Below are 19,022 nucleotides of genomic sequence, written 5' to 3'. Positions count from 1 at the left end.
AGAGGTCTAACCAGTTAAATTAAGTGTAGCTCTAATGTTAATAAAAAGTAAATAACACTCGTGATTAAAAAGTGATCTAGGTTGAGTAATTAATAAACAATATTCATTTTTCAGTGAGTGATATCTGCTTTTTTGCAGGGGAAAGAGTGATATTTTTGGAGAAGAGAGAAGAAATATAGAGTGAATCTCTTTTAAAGATAAAAGGGGATAGGTACACTGAGATTAGCCCCAATTAGGGAAAATAATAAAAGAGAGTATCCTATGTCTTATCAAGATCTGATCCGTTCTGAATTAACAGAAGCCGCTCAAGTACTGAATGACTTTTTAGCTGATGATAAAAATATTGCTCAAATTGAGCTAGCTGCTAAAACGATTGCTGATTCATTTAAACAAGGTGGTAAAGTACTGTCTTGTGGTAATGGTGGTTCACACTGTGATGCAATGCACTTTGCTGAAGAGTTAACAGGCCGCTATCGTGAAAATCGCCCAGGATACCCTGGCATTGCGATTTCAGATCCTAGCCATTTATCTTGTGTAAGTAACGACTTTGGTTATGACCATGTATTTTCTCGTTATACACAAGCGGTTGGTTCAAAAGGCGATGTATTGTTTGGTTTATCTACATCAGGTAACTCTGGCAATATTATTAAAGCCATTGAAGCGGCAAAAGAAAAAGGCATGAAAACAATTGCATTAACGGGTAAAGATGGCGGTAAAATGGCGGGTCTTGCGGATGTTGAAATTCGTGTACCACATTTTGGCTACGCTGACCGTATTCAAGAGATTCACATTAAAATTATCCATATTGTGATTCAACTGATTGAAAAAGAGATGGAAAAATAATCTATCTTGCAGCCTATCTTGATGTATTCATTGAGGTAGGCAATATTGCGCATAAAGGAGTAACGCAAGTATGTGTGAACTGCTCGGTATGAGTGCTAATGTACCAACAGATATTTGTTTTAGTTTTAAAGGATTAGTTCAGCGTGGTGGTAATACAGGACCACACCGTGATGGTTGGGGAATTACTTTTTATGAAGGGAAAGGATTTCGTACATTTAAAGACCCTACGCCAAGCTGTCATTCAAAAATAGCTGAACTTGTTCAAGATTACCCAATAAAAAGTAAAGCGGTAGTTAGTCATATTAGGCAAGCGAACCGAGGTGATGTAAATCTTGAAAATACACACCCTTTTACTCGTGAGTTATGGGGGAAATATTGGACGTTTGCTCACAATGGTCAGTTAACTGGGTTTGATCAATTATCTACAGGACGTTTTCGACCTGTTGGTGAAACGGACAGTGAACGTGCTTTTTGCTGGTTATTAAATCAATTAGAAGATAAGTATCCTGAGCCACCTCAAGATATGATGCTGATGTTTGAATTTGTTTCTGAGTGTAGTGATCATTTAAGAAGCTTAGGGGTATTCAATATGCTATTAAGTGATGGTGAGTATGTGATGACTTACTGTTCAAATAATTTGCATTGGATAACTCGAAGAGCACCTTTTGGCCAAGCCTCTTTAATTGATGAAGACGTAACGATTGATTTCCATAAAGAGACAACACCTAACGATGTCGTTTCTATTATTGCAACGCAGCCTCTGACGGATAATGAAGAGTGGCATAAAATGAAGGTTGGCGAATACGCTTTATTTCACTTTGGTGAACTGAGTGCTGGGAATCACGATACGGTTCCTGATATGGAACCACCTCCATCTGAATGTCCAGTAAATAGTGCGCTTTAGCATTAAAATATATAGAATTTAAAAAGCCGCTTAACTATTTAAGCGGCTTTTTTATATTTATTCTGTTTCTAAGCCGGATAGACCTAATTCGGTGCCATCAAGAATGGCTTTCCCATCTATCATGGTTAATCTTTCTTCTACTAACCAATTCGCGACCATAGGGTAAATGACATGTTCTTGGGCTTGTACACGAGATGCCACATCTTCTGCATTATCATTTTCAAAGATAGGAACTTTAGCTTGAAGAATAACAGGTCCACCATCTAATTCAGGGGTGACAAAATGCACACTTGTTCCATGTTCTTTATCTCCTGCATCAATAGCACGTTGATGAGTATGTAATCCTGTGTATTTTGGCAAAAGAGAAGGGTGGATATTGAGCATTTTTCCTTGGTATCGAGTGACAAATTCTTCACTTAAAATTCGCATAAATCCAGCAAGGATAATGACATCGGGTTTATGAAGATCGATTAGAGTAGCTAGAGCGTCGTCATATAGCTCACGGCTGTCATATGCTTTGGCATTTAAAGAATGCACATTAATATCAGCATCAATGGCTCTCTGTAATCCGTAAGCGTTACTTTTGTTAGAAATAACAGCTGCGATACGTGCATTAGGGATTTTATTGCCACAAGCATCAATAAAGGCTTGTAAGTTGCTGCCATTGCCTGAAACTAAAACAACAATATTCTTCATCATACCTATCTTTTTAATTTGTAATGAGAACTATTCGAACATAAATAATAGCTATAAAAAAGGTGATCGATTAAATGATCACCTTTTATTTTTTCTTTATGAACTAGGTCAAAGTTTAAAAAACGATTAGCGGATCTCTACTTGCTCTTCGCCTTCCTCTGCGGTTGCAATTTCGCCGATAATCCAAGCGTTTTCGCCTTCAGCATTTAATAAAGCAACCGCTTGTTCAGCTTGCTCTTTTGGAAGTGCAACAACAAGACCTACGCCACAGTTGAAAGTGCGGTACATTTCGTAGGTATCAACGTTACCTTTCTCTTGTAACCAGTTGAAGATAGCAGGCCACTCCCAGCTGTTACCATCAACGACTGCTTTTGTGCCTTGTGGTAAAACGCGAGGAATGTTTTCCCAGAAACCACCGCCCGTGATGTGTGAGATAGCATGAATATCATGCTCAGCAATCATCTTAAGTGCTGATTTAATATAGATTTTCGTTGGCTCTATTAGGTGAGAAGCAATGGTTTTACCATTTAGTTCTTCGTTAAGATCAGCATTTGATACTTCAAGGATCTTACGAATTAATGAGTAACCGTTTGAGTGTGGACCGCTTGATCCTACTGCGATTAGAGCATCACCAGCCGCTACTTTCGTGCCGTCGATAACGTCTTCTTTTTCAACAACACCAACACAGAATCCAGCAACATCGTAATCTTCGCCTTCATACATGCCTGGCATTTCAGCGGTTTCGCCACCGATTAATGCACAACCTGCTTGAATACAGCCTTCACCGATACCGGTGACTACTTCAGCTGCAACATCCACATCAAGTTTACCTGTTGCATAATAATCAAGGAAGAACAGTGGTTCTGCACCTTGAACAATCAGGTCATTAACACACATAGCAACTAAGTCGATACCGATAGTATCGTGCTTGTTTAAATCTAATGCTAAACGCAACTTAGTACCAACACCGTCAGTACCAGAAACAAGAAGAGGTTGCTTGTATTTAGTCGGAAGTTCACATAACGCACCAAAACCACCAATGCCGCCCATTACTTCTGGGCGACGAGTGCGTTTTACTACGCCTTTAATTCGATCAACAAGTGCATTACCAGCATCAATGTCTACGCCAGCATCTTTGTAGCTAAGAGAAGTTTTGTTGTCGCTCACGGAGGTGTCCTCGCCATAGGTTGGATTTCAAAAATCCGCGCCATTCTAACAGCACAATGTAAAAAGGGAAACGTTTGCGTAAGGAATTTTGCATAATTTTTGTAATAAAAAATAATAAACTCGGTAAACGATTTCAATACTAGTGAATTATTTTCATATAACTTAATTTTTTAATGAAAAAGTATGTATAATTAGAAGGTTTGATTAATGTATCTGGAGTCAGAAATGAAAGTTGTTGAAGTAAAACACCCGCTAATAAAACATAAAATTGGTTTAATGCGCGAAGGCGAGATCAGTACTAAACGTTTCCGTGAATTAGCAACGGAAGTAGGTAGCCTACTTACTTATGAAGCAACATCAGATTTTGAAACAGAAAAAGTAACTATCAACGGCTGGAATGGCCCTGTTGAAGTTGACCAAATTAAAGGTAAAAAAGTAACGGTTGTTCCAATTCTTCGTGCTGGTCTTGGTATGATGGATGGTGTTCTTGAGCATATCCCAAGCGCACGTATCAGTGTTGTTGGTATTTACCGTGACGAAGAAACACTAGAACCTGTACCATACTTCAACAAATTGGCTTCTAACATCGATGAGCGTATTGCTCTTGTTGTTGACCCAATGTTAGCTACTGGCGGTTCTATGATTGCAACTCTGGATCTTCTTAAAGAGAAAGGTTGTAAGCACTTTAAAGTACTTGTACTTGTTGCTGCTCCAGAAGGTATTGAAGCACTAGAAAAAGCACACCCAGATGTTGAGCTTTACACTGCAGCTATCGATGAGAAGCTAAATGACAAAGGCTACATCGTACCAGGTCTTGGTGATGCTGGTGATAAGATCTTCGGTACTAAATAATTTAGTTTAGAAACTAGAAATGAAGAATTAAAAAAAGCTTGATGTATTAATCATCAAGCTTTTTTATTACCTAGACCCTAAATCTATTTATCTTCTTCCATTTGTGCATTATCAACAACATGGCTTTCACCTAAGTCATTTGGAAGAATTAAATTCAGAGTAATAGCAACGATACCGCAAAGACTTACACCTTGAAGGTTGAAGTCACCAATACCTACCGCCATACCACCAATACCGAAAACAAGCGTTACGCCAACAATCGTTAGATTACGAGCTTTATGTAAGTCAACTTGGTTTTTAATCAACGTATTTAGACCGACCGTTGCAATAGAACCAAATAATAAAATCATAATACCGCCCATTACAGGAACTGGAATGGTTTGTAGTATTGCACCTAATTTACCAACCAATGCAAGAACAATGGCACACACAGCAGCCCATGTCATGATTACAGGGTTAAAAGCTTTAGTAAGCATTACAGCACCCGTTACTTCACTGTATGTTGTATTTGGTGGCGCACCTATGAAAGAAGCTGCCATTGTTGCAATACCGTCACCTGTGATAGTGCGGTGCAATCCTGGTTTTTTAAGGTAATCTTTTCCAGTCACGTTTGAAATTGCAAGCATGTCGCCTACGTGTTCAACGGCAGGTGCGATTGCAACTGGGATCATAAATAGAATCGCATTAATGTTGAACTCAGGGAAAGTGAAGTTAGGTAGTGCAAACCAAGCGGCTTGATGAACTGGGGTAAAATCAACAACACCAAAGATAAGGCTTAGAGAATAACCAACTACGATGCCGGATAAAATTGGAAGAAGCTTAAAGAATCCTTTTGAAAAAACACTAACAGCAATCGTAGTAAATAGTGAAGCGGCGGCAATCCACATCGCTAACTGACCATCAACAAGTTGATAAGCGCCGTCGCCTGTTTTGCCTAGTGCCATATTTACAGCTGTTGGTGCTAATCCTAAACCAATCACCATAATAACTGGCCCAACGACAACTGGTGGTAGTAATTTATGGATAAAAGCCACACCTCTTACTTTAATTACAGCGCCCAAAGCGACATAAACTAAACCAGCAACCATTAGGCCACCCATTGTAGCTGGGATCCCCCATGTTTGGGTTCCGTAGATAATTGGAGCGATAAAAGCAAAGGAAGAAGCGAGGAAGATAGGAACAGAGCGACGTGTAACTAATTGAAAGAGTAGGGTACCAACACCAGCACCAAATAGAGCAACATTGGGATCTAGGCCAGTAAGGAGGGGGACAAGCACAAGTGCACCAAATGCGACAAATAGCATTTGAAATCCCTGAAATAAATTATAAAGCATTTCCATTTCCAGTTGTGAATTTGAGGGATTCTATCATTATTAGAAACAAAAATATCTTGATTTCGGTCGTGAAAAAATAAAACTTTTTATTAAAGTTGCTCTCTAAAGGTATGAAATTTAGATCTTGGTCAATTCAATTCCTTGCTGAATAAAGGGATAGCCCTTATTATCGGCGGTAAATTATAAAAGTAATTATAGGTTGTTTGATGTTACGTATTTTGTGTTTATTAATGTGTATGGTTGCGGGACCGGTTTTTGCTCAACAGCAAAACGATCTTTATCATACTGAAGTGCAATTAACTGGATCAGAAAAAGCGGAAAGTATCGCTAAACAAGAAGGTTTAGTGAACGTGCTTATCAAGGTATCAGGGCAAACTGATATTGCTCAAAATGAGGTGATAAAAAAAGCGCTAACACAAAGTGATCGCTACGTAACACAAATGAGCTTCGTTGAATATGACGATGCACCTCGTACAATGAAACTTGGTTATAATTCCAAAATGGTACTTAACCTACTGACTCAATCTGAACAAAGTGTTTGGGAAACGCCTCGTAAGTCGGTATTGGTTTGGATTGTTAATGAATATAACTACCAAAGAAGCATCATTTGGGAGCAATCAAATAATTCGTTAATTACACGAATTAAAGAAGCGGCAAATGAGCGTGGATTGCCTGTTATGTTCCCTGTTGGTGATTTTGATGATGTAACATCAATTGAAATTCCAGACTTATGGGGTAACTTTAAAAAGCCAATTGCAGATGCAAGTGAACGTTATAATCCTCAAGCTATTCTTGTAGTAAAAGTGCGTGGTAATAGCTCATCTTGGACACTGTTTGATACTACGCCACAGTATTTGCCTACGACATCAACAAAACCGTTAGAAGGTCGAGAATCTGGAGCTGTTCAACTTGCTGATATGGTAAATAATGTCAGTGATTACTTTGCTAAGAAATACACGAAAAATTTAGGTGCTGTAGTTAGTCGTCAGTCAGAGATGATTTCAATTGAAGGAGTTCATTCAACACGAGCATTCTTTACGATTGAAAAACAACTTAAGCAATTAAATTCAGTTGCAAGTGTTCAAGTTGATACGATTCAAGGCAATAAAGTGACTTACACGCTAAACTTACTTGGTGATTTTGAGCAATTTAATCAAGAGCTGCTAAGTAAAAATAAAGCGCTTTCTCTTATCCCAGAAGTAATTGAAGAAGATAAAGCAATTGAAAATACAGAGCTTGATGTTAATGATGCTGCAATAGAGCAAGTTACTCCTGTTGCTGAAGAGCAAACAATGGAAGAACCTATTATTGAAGAATCTGAAACAGCTGAACAATCAGAAGAAATAACGCCTGTTATTCATGCTTATTTGTTGAGCGGTAAATAATACCAATCTATATAAATATTTGATCATTCTTGCTTGTTAAAATCGATTATATCTGCGTTATAAATTTTGTAATTAGATCCACTAGTTACTGCAATTTATGCCTTGCTTTAATCGATTTTTCCTACGCAATTATCAGATCAACTACTTATCCAGATTGGTATAATACGGATAATAAAAAAGGTGACTGCATAGTCACCTTTTTTCTTTCGCTATTTCTGATCATTTACTTACAGTGATTGGTATCATTCTGTGAATTTTTCTTTTTCTAGTTTTTCGACTTCAGATAAACGTTTAAGTTTTAATCCTAATTCTTTGCCTCTTAGACGAGCGTAGTAAATATTGCCTAAGAAGGCACCTGTGGTTAAAACTAATTCAATAGCCGCTAGGTAGCGTTCCCCTTCGTCTAACCATAAAATTGTTAACGCATGCAGGAAGTAGAACATTAAAATAAAGTTCGCCCAAGCATGTGTGTAAGGCTTTCCTTCAATGATTCCTTTTAATGGAAATAGCATGGGAATGACCCAAGCAACCGTAACGCCATATGAGTTAATTAAAGGGTGCGGTGAAAGTAGACTATGCCAAAGGATAATAAAGCCAAGTAGAGATAAATTACAAAATAAAGCAAGTAAACGGTAGCGCTTAGTCTCTGCGCTCATTGCAACTGATTCCATGATCATTCCTTGTTTTTATGCAACCTAAGTAAGTTTGTGTTTACTTACTTAGGCTGGTATTCCTTATAAAATCTCTAGTACTTGCTCTGGTGGGCGTCCAATTCTTGCTTGACTGTTGTTTATAACAATTGGACGCTCAATAAGCTTAGGTGTTGCTACCATCGCTTTGAATAGTTGCTCATCAGTAATCGATGCTTCTGCTAAACCTTGCTCTTTGTATTCCGCTTCTTTTGTACGCATCATATCGCGAACAGAACTAAAACCTAGTTGAGCGAAAATCGTTTTTAATGTATCGATATTTGGTGTTTCATCTAAGTATTTTACGATTTCTGGTGTGATCCCTTTTTCTTCTAGAAGAGATAAGGTTTCGCGGCTTTTTGAGCAACGAGGGTTATGATAAATAACAACAGACATATACTTTCCTTTCTATTATAAGGCGCTAAAACGCTCTCTTGATAAACGAAGCTGATCGATTCTTGCGTCGTATCTAGCTTGATCTAAACTACCATACTCAACCAGTTGGCTGGCTTGAGTATAATTATTTAATGCTTTGTTCCACATTCCTTTTAAAGCGTATACTTCAGCACGAGCTGCGAGCTCACCATCAGAGCTACCATCGTCATGATAAGCCTTAGCAAGGAGTTGCCATCCAGTTGGGTCATCCGGGTGGTCATGTGTATAGCGTTGTAATACACGCACCGCTTCAGAAGGTTTATTAGACTCTGTTAATGCATGTGCATAATTAATAGTGAGTACTGGATTATTAGGAAGTTGTACCAATCCATCTTTTAAACGTTTTAGTGCTTGTGCATTTTTCTTCGTATACAGATCTAAGTCCGTTGCAGCATCAATATAAAACGTATTTAAAGGGTCGCTTTTTAATAATTTATTTATTAATGGTTGTGCCTTATCGTATTGCTTTGAATCGATATAAACCAAGGCTTTTCCATATTCTAATGCTTGTTTTATATCGGTATTATGTGTTTTTGATTTTCTAGCGAACCAATCCAAGGCTGCACTGCTATCAATACCTGCAAATCGGGCAACAATACGTGAACGCGCAAGATGGTAACGTAATGAGGTATCAACTCGTCTCATTGGATATTGTTGTGCTCTTTCTCGACTATCGGTAATACGAGAGGTTGGTAATGGGTGAGTTAATAGCATTGCTGGAGGCGTACTTGCATAGCGATATTGGTCGGCTAAGCGAGAGAAAAATCGAGGCATGGCAGAAACATCAAACCCGGATTTAGCAAGCGTATCAATCCCAAATCGGTCTGCTTCTTTTTCGTTACTTCGCGTGTAGTTTATTGAGCTTTGCATCGCTCCAGCTGTGGTGGCGTGAATGGCAGCAATCCCTGCTTCGGGTGCGGCAATAGCAAGTAATAATGAACCAACTAGAGCAGCGACTGTGGCTGGAGAACGACGTGCTTGCTCTTCCATACTACGAGCTAAGTGGCGTTGAGTAATATGGGCAATTTCGTGAGCAACAACAGAAGCTAATTCACTTTCTGTTTGGGCATGCAAAAATAACCCTGAATGAAGAGCGACATAACCACCAAAGAAGGCAAACGCATTAATTTCTCTATTATTAATTAAAAAGAAATGAAAAGGTGTTTTGACATCATTGGCATTAGCGACTAATCGATGTCCTAAGTCTTGTACATATTCAGCTAAAACTGGATCATTAATAACAGGTTGGCTTGCTCGTAGCATACGCATATAAGCATCACCATAGATTAACTCTTGATCTATGGTTAAGGTGGAAGCCGCTGTTGTACCAATATCAGGTAAATTTAAATCATTTTTTGCAAAACTCGGAACAGAGCTTGTTAGTAATGATGCAATAAGTAACCCATTGGCCAGTTTTTTTAGTTTGAACATGTATTTTTAACAAATCCTTTTAATAACACTTTGCTATTAATTGATGATAACGTAAACCTGTCGAATAAGAGTATCAAAATTAAAATAGGTTTCTTTTTTGTATTAATTATGTGATTTATACTCTTAAATGAAATCTATCATATATATAGAGTTGTGGAATGGAAACCCAAAGTCTTGATTTAACCCAACATCGGTGTCCAATGTCGTTACTTTTGGCTAAAAGAGCAAGTCAGGCTTTGGTAACTAATGAAATCTTACAAATTAAAGTCGTCGACAAAGCCTCTCTAGCCGATATGATTGCTTATTTTGAACGCCAATTATTTGAAGTTCGCCTAGAGCATGCAGATGTTTATTCGTTTTTAACCGTAATTAAAAAGTAGAAATTGTTATGTTAGATATGGTTACACAGTGGTATAAGCGCCGCTTTTCAGATCCTCATGCCGTTAGTTTGGCTGCTATCCTTATTGTTGGCTTTATTACCATTTACTTTTTTGGTCATTTAATTGCGCCATTGTTAGTTGCCATAGTATTGGCGTATTTATTAGAGTGGCCTGTTGCTAAACTAACTCGCATTGGTTTACCAAGAGTACTCTCTGTAATGTTGGTTATTATCTTGTTTATTAGTCTCATGTTATTGGCTGTTTTTGGCCTAGTTCCGACTATTTGGACGCAAGTAGGTAACTTAATTAATGATGTGCCATCCATGTTTAATGGTTTAAATAGTTTCTTATCAAGCTTACCTGAGCGTTACCCTGAGTTTATTCAACCTCAATCAATCGAAACTCTATTAGAAACAATACGAGTTAAAGTACTTGGAATGGGAGAGAGCATAGTCAAAGGCTCGCTATCATCATTAGTCAGTTTAGCAGCGCTTGGTGTTTATCTTATTCTTGTACCACTGTTAGTGTTTTTCTTATTAAAAGATAAAGATGAGATGGTTGGCACTATGAGTAATCTTTTACCTAAAAATCGTCGTCTGGCGACGAAAGTGTGGTTGGAGATGAATGAACAGATAAGTAATTACATTCGAGGTAAAGTCGTCGAAATTTTAATTGTAGGTACTGTTAGCTATTTAACCTTCTTTATTATGGATTTACGTTATGCCTTATTACTGGCTGTAATGGTGGGTTTTTCTGTGCTTATTCCTTATATTGGTGCAGCGGCCGTAACGGTTCCTATTGCGATTGTTGCTTTATTCCAATGGGGATTAACGCCTGATTTTTATTGGTTATTGTTAGCTTATGCCATCATTCAGGCTCTGGATGGTAATGTGTTGGTTCCCGTTTTATTTTCTGAAGCGGTTAATTTACATCCAGTGGCTATTATTGTTTCTGTTTTGGTTTTTGGTGGATTATGGGGTTTTTGGGGCGTGTTTTTTGCTATTCCATTAGCCACATTAGTGAAAGCGGTTTGGAAAGCGCTTCCTGCAACAGAAATAGAAGCAAATTATTAATACGGCAATAAAAAAGGCGATACATATGGTATCGCCTTTAATTTTATAAGTTCAAATTATTTATTATTCAAATAATCTAATACTACTTCATGGTGATCTTTGGTTTTAAATTTAGTGAAAACGTGCTCAATAACACCTTCTTCATTAATTAGAAAACTGATGCGATGTAAACCATCGTACACTTTACCCATGAATTTTTTCTCACCCCAAACACCAAATGCATCTGCAGCCGCATGATCTTCATCCGATAGTAAAGTGAAGTTCAAATTATCACGCTCGATAAATTTACCAAGGCGTTTTACAGCGTCAATACTGACACCGAGTGTAACTACGTTATGGGCTTCAAGTTCTGATTTAATATCACGAAGACCTTGAGCTTGAACGGTACATCCTGGCGTCATCGCTTTAGGGTAAAAGTAAAACAGTACTTTTTTACCTTTAAAATCAGAAATCGAGACGCTTTCTCCATTTTGATCTAAAAGCGATACATTGGGTGCAGTTGAGCCTGCTGCTAATGGTGTGATCATTTTCTTTCCTTTTATGGGTTTATACCAATCTACATAACTAGTTGATCATTCTTGCTTGTTTAACTACTTATTGGGAATGGTATTAGGTCTATTTGCCTTTAATTTTTATAGAAATTGATTTTTCCACTGACATTTAATGAAGCGCATAAGGATTCAAACTCTTCTTGAATCTCAATGATATGGCATTCTTTAAATATTTCGGCCGTAATTTGGATCTGAAATGTATTTTGATCTTCTGATTTTTTTAATGTTTGAGCACTAAGAGTTTTTAAATCGATATCTCGATTAGCAAGAAAATCGGTGAATTTTTCAGTCAGTCCAGGACGGTCTTCTGATTCAATAAATGCATCAATGGTATAAAAGATGTCTTTTTCTTGATGAGGTGAAGTACGTTTCATCATGGTAATTAGATCATGTTGTTGACCTAGTAGTGGTAATGTATTTTCAATTCGAGAGATAGCGTTTGCTGTGCCTGACAACAACATGATTAATGTGAACTCATTACCAAATGAGGCGATACGGCTATCTACTATATTGCAGCTTGACTCAGTGACAAGGCGAGTCACCTTATTCGATATACCCGGTCTGTCTGTGCCGACCGCAGTAATTACAAGGTATTGAGACATAAAAAACTCGTTGTTGAAAAAGATATCTACATACTAACACGCAAGTGATTGTGTGATAAGCAAGCAATAGTGAACAATCGTCAAAAAAAAGACTCTACAACATAGGCTCTAATGTAATATCCTTGAGTTATATAGATTGAATGGTTCTGCTCATTGTGTAAGAAGATGAAAACCAGATAACACATCATGGTCAAGGATGATGATTCTTTACGATGAAGTTAATTGAATAACAGAACCAATATTGTAGCAGCAGATAGAAAGGGAGAAGGATATGTTCTCAGGTAGCATTGTCGCTTTAGTTACACCATTGGATACTGATGGTGAAGTAGATTACACCAGTTTAAAAAGTCTTGTTGATTACCACATTAAAGCAGGCACAAATGGCATTGTGGCTGTTGGTACAACAGGAGAATCAGCGACATTAAGTGTAGAAGAGCATGTCAAATTAGTAATGAAGACCCTTGAGTTCGCTGATGGTCAAATTCCTGTAATTGCAGGTACAGGAGCCAATGCAACTCATGAAGCTGTAACGTTCAGTAAACTTTTCCATGACTCTGGTGTTGCTGGTTGTTTAAGTGTAACGCCTTATTACAATAAACCGACTCAAGAAGGTTTGTTCCAGCACTATAAAGCGATCTCTGAAGCAACAGATATTCCTCAAATTCTTTATAATGTACCAGGACGTACAGCAGTAGACCTTCTTCCTGAAACGGTCGCGCGTCTTGCTGAGCTTGATAACATTGTTGCATTAAAAGATGCGACAGGTGATTTAGATCGCGTGGCGATTACTCGTGAACTTTGTGGTGAAAACTTTATCCAACTAAGCGGTGATGATGCTACTGCGCTTGATTTTGTTAAATTGGGTGGCCATGGTGTTATCTCTGTAACGTCAAACATTGCAGCAAAAGACATGGCGACCATGTTTGCTTTAGCTGCTCAAGGTAAATTTGAAGAAGCTGAAATCATTAATCAACGTTTAATGCCGTTACATAATGATTTATTTGTTGAAGCTAACCCAATTCCGGTTAAATGGGCGGCACATCGCTTAGGTATGATTACTCATTCGGATATTCGTTTACCATTAACGGAATTAAGTCTGTCAGCACAGCCAACGGTAGAGCAAGCGCTGAAAAGTGCGGGTTTGTTGAAGTAGTAGGATAGAAAATGAAAGTGAACACTCGCTTTGTTGTTGGATCATTAATGATTGCTGTTTTATCGGCATGTTCAAGTAGTCCAACAGAGCGTCGCCAAGCTAAACAAGACTTCAAGTATCTAGAGACAACCCCTTTAGTTGAGTGGAAAGAACCAGCAGATGCTAAACCTGAGTTCTACCCTCAATACGATATTCCTAAAGGGGAGTTTACTGGTGGTATCGGTAAAGAAGTGGATATTCGTCCACCTCAACAAGTACTAGAGTTGATTCCAGGTGCTCGTATTGAAGAGCAAAATGGTGAAGTGACAGTTTGGCTTGTTAAGCAAGAAGATGTTGATAAGCTTTGGCAAACGGTATTAACTTTAATGAAGAAGAAAGATATCGGTATTGTTAAAGAAGAGCCCTCAGAAATTGAGACTGATTGGTTAAAATGGAGCTCAGAAGATGAAGATCATGAGTTCGGTGCTCGTTATCAAATTAGCAAGCTAAATCAGAACAATCGTGCTGGCTTTCAAATTTTATTAATTGATTGGCAAGTGGACGGTAATCAGGCTGAAGTGACACCTGCAAACAAAGCGCGTTATAACATTTTGATGACGAATTTAGTGACGTCAGCTTATGATGAGCAGTTACGTGAAGAAGCTCGTATTCGTGCCGAAGAATTAGTTAAGCGTATTCCTATTTCTATGGGACAAGATCGAAGTGGATTACCGGTTATTATTGCTCGTGCGCCATACAATATTTTCTGGGAACGCTTAGGTGAGCTATTGCCTATGATGGGACTAACAATAGAAGATAGAAACCGCTCTCAAGGTACAATCGAAGTTAAGTACAAAGAACCAGATGACGAATTTTGGGAAGAGATCGGTACTAAACCACTGTCTTTTGATGGCCGTACCTATAACTTATTACTTGGTGATTTAGGTAACCGAACATCAATTAACGTAACCGATGCCGGTGGTAAGCCTGTTGATGAAGATACGTTAGATTCATTAGTTCCTGTATTAGCTGCGATGATTGAAAAATCAAATAACGCACCTAAGACTGAGAAAGATGAAGAATAAGCTAAAATAAGATGAAGAAAGACGCTCGTTATTGAGCGTCTTTTTTTACTTTGTATTTTCTGAGTTATCAGTCGTCTCTGGTTTTTCTGTCTCAATATCTTCTTTTTCTTGCTGATTTTTAATTTTATGTGACTGACCAAACTTCATATTAGCTGTGGCTTTTAATGCAGCGAGATTACCGATAACAACACTTACAACAATGATGATGATGACCCAAGGGTTCATTAACCATTCCATACTTACTCCTTGTTTATGTTTGTTATATAGCGAACAAATAATGTATCGATGTGTTTAATGATGGTCTCTTTTCCTGCCAGATCAACACCCTCCCATGCTTTAAGTAACATTTCAGGCGTTAATTGTGACATATATTCATTGCTGTTTTTTTTATAACTGATATGCCAAGGTTCAATTGCAACCCCTTTTTTATCGGTTTTATAAGGGAAGAAAAAACCAAATTTTGGGGCGTTTTTATTTAACCATGAACTGAACTCTGCTTGATGTCCAGTGTTGTACTCCCACGGCTCAAGTTGTATTTGTACATCCTCAGGTAAGGTATTTGATGCATAAACATCAAGTTCTGTTCCCCAGTGGTGACGACTAGCACCTGGAAGTGCTGACCATCGCATAATGGCGTGAATTTTTTCGAGATCGGTGAGGGTGCTAGGGGCAAGCTCTTGTCCGTTATCATCTAAAATAGGACGAACGCCTAAAAATTTATTGTTCCAAATGAGAAGTTGACGTTCAAAGTCACGGAAGCTGCTTGCAATCGTTAGAGTGAACCCTGCTTGATACGCGGCATCAGATAATGCTTTAAATGGAAGAATACAATCGTGGTGAAGCTGACGATGTGGTGATAGCTTTGACAAGTGTTGAAATGATTGACCAGTAAGTTCTTGATATGTCATAGGGCACCAATTAAAGATGAGAGAACAAAAGCTCTCTCATCATAACCCTAATTTACCCTTATGCTAGTAGATTATTTAGGACTTCTTGATACATATCAGTCAGTTTTTCTAAATCTTCTACATTTACGCACTCGTTTACCTTATGGATGGTCGCATTAACTGGGCCAAGCTCTATAACTTGGGAGCCCATTTGGGCAATAAAACGCCCATCTGACGTACCACCTGTCGTTAATAGTTGTGGTTTTTGTTGATTAACCGTATCGACAGCATTAACAACTGCTGTTAATAAATCCCCAGTATCAGTTAGGAAAGGGAGGCCATTGATAATCCAGTCTAAGTCGTATTCTAAATCATGCTTTTCTAAAATTTCGACGACACGTTGTTGTAGAGCATCGACTGTTGATTCTGTACTGAATCTAAAGTTAAACATGATATCGACTGTGCCAGGAATAACGTTTGAAGCGCCTGTGCCACCATTCATATTTGGGATTTGAAAGCTTGTTGGTGGAAAATAGTCATTGCCATTGTCCCAAACAGTAGTTGCTAGCTCTGACAGAGCTGGCATCGCTTGGTGAATTGGATTACGAGCTATATGTGGATAAGCAACATGCCCTTGAATACCTTTTACGGTTAAATTACCCGTTAATGATCCTCTACGTCCATTTTTAACCACATCACCAACATGAGCGGTACTTGATGGTTCGCCTACGATACACATATCAATGATTTCGTTACGTTCTTGCAGAGTATCCACTACACGAGTCGTGCCATTAATAAATGGACCTTCTTCATCGGATGTGATTAAAAATGAAATTGAACCTTTGTGATTAGGGTGCTCTGCGACGAAACGCTCAACGGCAACCACCATACAAGCTAAAGAGCCCTTCATATCAGCTGCTCCACGAGCGTAGAGCATTCCATCAATGATTGTTGGCTCAAATGGATTGGTATTCCAATGCGTTAAATCACCTGTAGGAACAACATCCGTATGTCCTGCAAAAGTAAATAATGGAGCTTCATTGCCTCGACGAGCCCAAAAGTTGGTTGTATCTTCAAACACCATAATTTCAATGGTAAAACCAAGTGCTTCTAGTCGTTTAATCATTAGCTCTTGGCAACCTGCATCTTCAGGTGTGATGGATTGGCGGCTTAGTAAATCTTTAGCAAGAGCTAATGTTGGTGTATCAGACATTCTGTATTCCTTTACTTCTTTTTATTAATGGCATTAGATATCAAACAAGGTCTCATATTGAGCTGGCTTAAAGCCTAAGTGATATTCATTATTATGAATAAGTACAGGGCGTTTAATCATAGCTGGCATTTCTAGCAATAATTCAATTGCAGTATCTTCATTTAGAGATGCTTTTTGTTCATCACTTAGTTGGCGATAAGTGGTTCCGCGTTTATTTAATACATTTTCCCAACCAAGTTGTTTTACAAATGTAGTTACCATTTCTTTATCAATACCATCAGTACGATAATCGTGATAAGCAAAGTTAATGTTATTTGCTTCAAGCCATTTTTTGCATTTTTTTATGGTGTCGCAGTTTTTAATTCCGTAGATTGTAGTCATGACTTTCTTCATTTTTAGTTATGTTATTAATTATTGTCTAGTTATAACGATTATTGAACAAATACGCCAGTCTTGACGGTTATTTAGTAATCTGTTGATTATTATTTGAAGTGACTCGCCATTCTTTTCGGGCAAATATTAAAGAGGTGGAATAACACATACACTTCTAATTCAACCCAATATTGAAAGGAGGTATATATGGGAAATGCAGTGAAAGTGGGGGATATTGGTAGTGATCATGACGGTTTTCATCCAACCCCAGTCTTAGCTGGCTCAGGGACAGTAAAAGTGGATGGAATTCCTGCAGCAAGGCAAGGGGATCCTCTTGCTCCTCACTCTAAACCTAAACATCCACCTCATCCAAGATCCATTTCTGCAGGTTCAAGCTCAGTATTTATCGATGGAAAGCCAGCAGCAAGAGACGGCGATGCGATAGGGTGCGGTGGCACACTAAAAGGTGGTGGTACGGTTAATATTGGATAATGTTTTAGAGAATATTACTGAGCTTATTGTGAAAATTAATTACAAAAAATACGATTTTATGACCCGTTTACATAAATATGAGATTATTTTCGTAATTAGTTGATCAATCTCAACATCATTTTTATTGAATGATTAATAATTACTCTTATTAATTCAGGAGGTATCAATGGAGTTGAATCCAGTGTTTGCCAGACGCTTATATTTGGCGTTGTTGGTACATAATATAGAAAGGCCGAATGTTCCTAAGCTTGTAGAGTTAACTGGTTGGCCTCGTCGTACTATTCAAGATGTATTGAAGGCTTTACCTGGCATTGGGATTGAATTGATGTTTATTCAAGATGGTCGTCGTCATAACGATGGTTATTACCGTCTTTCAGATTGGGGGCCTTATGATCCTGAGTGGGTATGTTCTCGAGAAGATGAAATTGCATCAACATTGCATCATTAAAAATATGTGCTTCTTTAATGTGCAGATAAAATAAAACGCCAACGTAAAAGTTGGCATTTTTTGTTTATAACATGAAGAGATTGATTAACCCGAGTTGAGAGTTATTATTAAGGGCAAATATAAGCAGAGCCAAACATAGTTACTGATGTATTAAATGGCGATGGTGTGTGAACCACTATGCTGTTTGCTCCTAAAGCTTGAGCTTCATTTTTAATGTCATTAATTGCACCAATGGTTAGATCTTTATTCGTAATAAAGAAGAAGGTGTACCAATGGCCCTCACTTCCTGTTACTGTCCCAACCTCTTGGCACCCCTGTACTGCACTATCATTATAATATAAGTTGATAGCACTTGATTCAGGGGGCATTGGTTCTGTTGTTAATGCACAACCATTTAGTACCAATAGAGATAAGAGTGCATAAAACGTTTTTTTCATATCACGAATCTAAATAGAGTAGTGTTGCTGCAACACGTGATTTTACGTTTAATTTTTTCAGTAAACTTTTCATGTGCACCTTTACGGTAGCTTCAGAGATAAATAGTTGATCTGCAACTTGTTTATTTCTCATTCCTTTTGCTACATGTTGTAAGATTTCTAGTTCACGAGCCGTTAATTGAGATAATTTGTCGTCGCCTTGAGCGTCTTCTTCTAAGCATGCTTTAACTTGTTCAGAGTAGGCTTTTCCACCTTTCATCGCTTCTTTTAATAATGCAATTAACTCATCTGGTTCACTGTCTTTTAGTAGATAACCATCAGCACCGGCTTTAATTAATGTTTTGATGTCCTGTTTATTATCTGAAACGGTTAAAATGACAATCGGGCAGGTTACCCCTTCATTTCTTAGTGCATGTAACGTATCTAAACCCGACATGCCTTTCATATTTAGATCAAGAAGAACAAGATCTGGTTCATCTTGTGAAATCAGAGCAACGGCATCAGTGCCATTACTTGCTTCTCCTGTTAGTGTAAATTCTTCATCAAAAGAAAGAAGTTGGCCAATACCACGGCGCATTAACGGATGATCATCAACGATAACGACATTCCACATA

Annotated in this window: 24 protein-coding genes; 10 read left to right on the top strand and 14 right to left on the bottom strand. The window is 38.1% G+C overall.

Translation table 11 applies throughout. The annotated features are described in order from the left end of the window. The first annotated feature begins 261 nt into the window (after positions 1 to 261). Together lpcA and GNP81_RS11980 are read left to right on the top strand one after the other, a co-directional pair. Positions 262 to 843: a D-sedoheptulose 7-phosphate isomerase gene (lpcA, locus tag GNP81_RS11985; protein WP_069582363.1), complete on the top strand. Its 582-nt coding sequence runs from the start codon at positions 262 to 264 to the stop codon at positions 841 to 843. A 70-nt stretch (positions 844 to 913) separates the two neighbouring features. After that, a complete protein-coding gene (locus tag GNP81_RS11980; RefSeq protein ID WP_155673334.1) occupies positions 914 to 1,747 on the top strand; it encodes a class II glutamine amidotransferase in 834 nt (277 codons plus the stop codon). Between the two features lie 57 nt (positions 1,748 to 1,804). Here GNP81_RS11980 and purN read toward each other — a convergent pair whose 3' ends face one another. Together purN and purM are read right to left on the bottom strand one after the other, a co-directional pair. Continuing rightward, complete coding sequence (gene purN / locus GNP81_RS11975; protein WP_196587326.1) at positions 1,805 to 2,443, bottom strand: phosphoribosylglycinamide formyltransferase; 639 nt, start codon at positions 2,441 to 2,443, stop codon at positions 1,805 to 1,807. Positions 2,444 to 2,569: 126 nt separating this feature from the next. Further along, positions 2,570 to 3,610, bottom strand: a complete 1,041-nt coding sequence (gene purM / locus GNP81_RS11970; RefSeq protein ID WP_336495505.1) for a phosphoribosylformylglycinamidine cyclo-ligase — start codon at positions 3,608 to 3,610, stop codon at positions 2,570 to 2,572. A 225-nt stretch (positions 3,611 to 3,835) separates the two neighbouring features. Here purM and upp point away from each other — a divergent pair, with 225 nt between their 5' ends. Further along, on the top strand, positions 3,836 to 4,462 hold the full coding sequence (gene upp / locus GNP81_RS11965) for a uracil phosphoribosyltransferase (protein ID WP_005420493.1): 627 nt from the start codon (positions 3,836 to 3,838) through the stop codon (positions 4,460 to 4,462). Positions 4,463 to 4,545: 83 nt separating this feature from the next. Here upp and GNP81_RS11960 read toward each other — a convergent pair whose 3' ends face one another. Then, complete coding sequence (locus tag GNP81_RS11960) at positions 4,546 to 5,796, bottom strand: uracil-xanthine permease family protein (protein WP_080562679.1); 1,251 nt, start codon at positions 5,794 to 5,796, stop codon at positions 4,546 to 4,548. Between the two features lie 206 nt (positions 5,797 to 6,002). Between GNP81_RS11960 and GNP81_RS11955 the strand changes: the two genes are divergently transcribed. Then, entirely contained in the window at positions 6,003 to 7,181 is a 1,179-nt protein-coding gene (locus GNP81_RS11955) for a DUF2066 domain-containing protein (RefSeq protein WP_155673333.1), read from the top strand. Between the two features lie 242 nt (positions 7,182 to 7,423). Here GNP81_RS11955 and GNP81_RS11950 read toward each other — a convergent pair whose 3' ends face one another. The 3 genes from GNP81_RS11950 to bepA all read right to left on the bottom strand — a co-directional run bounded on the left by GNP81_RS11950 (position 7,424) and on the right by bepA (position 9,736). Further along, positions 7,424 to 7,852, bottom strand: coding sequence for a DUF2069 domain-containing protein (locus GNP81_RS11950; RefSeq protein WP_017020336.1), 429 nt, complete (start codon positions 7,850 to 7,852; stop codon positions 7,424 to 7,426). A 63-nt stretch (positions 7,853 to 7,915) separates the two neighbouring features. Then, the gene (gene arsC, locus GNP81_RS11945) at positions 7,916 to 8,266 is read right to left on the bottom strand and encodes an arsenate reductase (glutaredoxin) (RefSeq protein WP_155673332.1); all 351 of its coding nucleotides are present in this window, start codon (positions 8,264 to 8,266) and stop codon (positions 7,916 to 7,918) included. A 15-nt stretch (positions 8,267 to 8,281) separates the two neighbouring features. Further along, positions 8,282 to 9,736, bottom strand: a complete 1,455-nt coding sequence (bepA, locus tag GNP81_RS11940; RefSeq protein ID WP_155659242.1) for a beta-barrel assembly-enhancing protease — start codon at positions 9,734 to 9,736, stop codon at positions 8,282 to 8,284. 158 nt (positions 9,737 to 9,894) lie between these two features. Between bepA and GNP81_RS11935 the strand changes: the two genes are divergently transcribed. After that, the gene (locus GNP81_RS11935) at positions 9,895 to 10,116 is read left to right on the top strand and encodes a sulfurtransferase TusA family protein (protein WP_155659241.1); all 222 of its coding nucleotides are present in this window, start codon (positions 9,895 to 9,897) and stop codon (positions 10,114 to 10,116) included. Positions 10,117 to 10,124: 8 nt separating this feature from the next. After that, on the top strand, positions 10,125 to 11,189 hold the full coding sequence (locus GNP81_RS11930) for an AI-2E family transporter (RefSeq protein ID WP_005420484.1): 1,065 nt from the start codon (positions 10,125 to 10,127) through the stop codon (positions 11,187 to 11,189). Positions 11,190 to 11,245: 56 nt separating this feature from the next. Here the strand turns inward: GNP81_RS11930 and bcp are convergent, their stop codons facing one another. Then, the gene (bcp, locus tag GNP81_RS11925) at positions 11,246 to 11,713 is read right to left on the bottom strand and encodes a thioredoxin-dependent thiol peroxidase (RefSeq protein ID WP_161484862.1); all 468 of its coding nucleotides are present in this window, start codon (positions 11,711 to 11,713) and stop codon (positions 11,246 to 11,248) included. 101 nt (positions 11,714 to 11,814) lie between these two features. After that, positions 11,815 to 12,342 carry a glycine cleavage system transcriptional repressor gene (locus GNP81_RS11920; protein ID WP_065595200.1) on the bottom strand — a complete coding sequence of 176 codons (528 nt, stop codon included), beginning with the start codon at positions 12,340 to 12,342 and terminating at the stop codon, positions 11,815 to 11,817. A 271-nt stretch (positions 12,343 to 12,613) separates the two neighbouring features. Here GNP81_RS11920 and dapA point away from each other — a divergent pair, with 271 nt between their 5' ends. Both dapA and bamC read left to right on the top strand, forming a co-directional pair. Beyond that, positions 12,614 to 13,495 carry a 4-hydroxy-tetrahydrodipicolinate synthase gene (dapA, locus tag GNP81_RS11915; RefSeq protein ID WP_017020330.1) on the top strand — a complete coding sequence of 294 codons (882 nt, stop codon included), beginning with the start codon at positions 12,614 to 12,616 and terminating at the stop codon, positions 13,493 to 13,495. A gap of 11 nt (positions 13,496 to 13,506) precedes the next feature. Then, positions 13,507 to 14,559, top strand: coding sequence for an outer membrane protein assembly factor BamC (gene bamC / locus GNP81_RS11910; RefSeq protein WP_155659240.1), 1,053 nt, complete (start codon positions 13,507 to 13,509; stop codon positions 14,557 to 14,559). A gap of 45 nt (positions 14,560 to 14,604) precedes the next feature. Here the strand turns inward: bamC and GNP81_RS11905 are convergent, their stop codons facing one another. The 4 genes from GNP81_RS11905 to GNP81_RS11890 are packed head-to-tail and all read right to left on the bottom strand — an operon-like array spanning position 14,605 to position 17,040. Continuing rightward, complete coding sequence (locus GNP81_RS11905; protein WP_155659239.1) at positions 14,605 to 14,796, bottom strand: DUF2897 family protein; 192 nt, start codon at positions 14,794 to 14,796, stop codon at positions 14,605 to 14,607. 2 nt (positions 14,797 to 14,798) lie between these two features. Continuing rightward, the gene (locus GNP81_RS11900) at positions 14,799 to 15,467 is read right to left on the bottom strand and encodes a M15 family metallopeptidase (RefSeq protein ID WP_155673331.1); all 669 of its coding nucleotides are present in this window, start codon (positions 15,465 to 15,467) and stop codon (positions 14,799 to 14,801) included. 58 nt (positions 15,468 to 15,525) lie between these two features. Next, positions 15,526 to 16,659 (bottom strand): succinyl-diaminopimelate desuccinylase, encoded by a 1,134-nt coding sequence (gene dapE / locus GNP81_RS11895; protein WP_155659237.1) that lies wholly within the window; start codon positions 16,657 to 16,659, stop codon positions 15,526 to 15,528. 33 nt (positions 16,660 to 16,692) lie between these two features. Next, positions 16,693 to 17,040 (bottom strand): ArsC family reductase, encoded by a 348-nt coding sequence (locus GNP81_RS11890; RefSeq protein ID WP_196587319.1) that lies wholly within the window; start codon positions 17,038 to 17,040, stop codon positions 16,693 to 16,695. A gap of 198 nt (positions 17,041 to 17,238) precedes the next feature. Here GNP81_RS11890 and GNP81_RS11885 point away from each other — a divergent pair, with 198 nt between their 5' ends. Next, entirely contained in the window at positions 17,239 to 17,523 is a 285-nt protein-coding gene (locus GNP81_RS11885) for a type VI secretion system PAAR protein (protein ID WP_005420470.1), read from the top strand. A 166-nt stretch (positions 17,524 to 17,689) separates the two neighbouring features. Then, on the top strand, positions 17,690 to 17,971 hold the full coding sequence (locus tag GNP81_RS11880; RefSeq protein WP_005420468.1) for a winged helix-turn-helix domain-containing protein: 282 nt from the start codon (positions 17,690 to 17,692) through the stop codon (positions 17,969 to 17,971). 107 nt (positions 17,972 to 18,078) lie between these two features. Here GNP81_RS11880 and GNP81_RS11875 read toward each other — a convergent pair whose 3' ends face one another. Beyond that, the gene (locus GNP81_RS11875) at positions 18,079 to 18,408 is read right to left on the bottom strand and encodes a DUF4156 domain-containing protein (RefSeq protein WP_155659235.1); all 330 of its coding nucleotides are present in this window, start codon (positions 18,406 to 18,408) and stop codon (positions 18,079 to 18,081) included. A gap of 1 nt (position 18,409) precedes the next feature. Beyond that, a complete protein-coding gene (locus tag GNP81_RS11870; protein ID WP_005420464.1) occupies positions 18,410 to 19,021 on the bottom strand; it encodes a response regulator in 612 nt (203 codons plus the stop codon). Between the last annotated feature and the right edge of the window lies 1 nt (position 19,022).

This window comes from Aliivibrio fischeri (genome assembly GCF_009727955.1).
GTDB lineage: Bacteria > Pseudomonadota > Gammaproteobacteria > Enterobacterales > Vibrionaceae > Aliivibrio > Aliivibrio fischeri_A.
The sequence above is the reverse complement of the archived record's forward strand: the minus strand, read 5'-3'. Positions and strand labels throughout refer to the sequence as shown.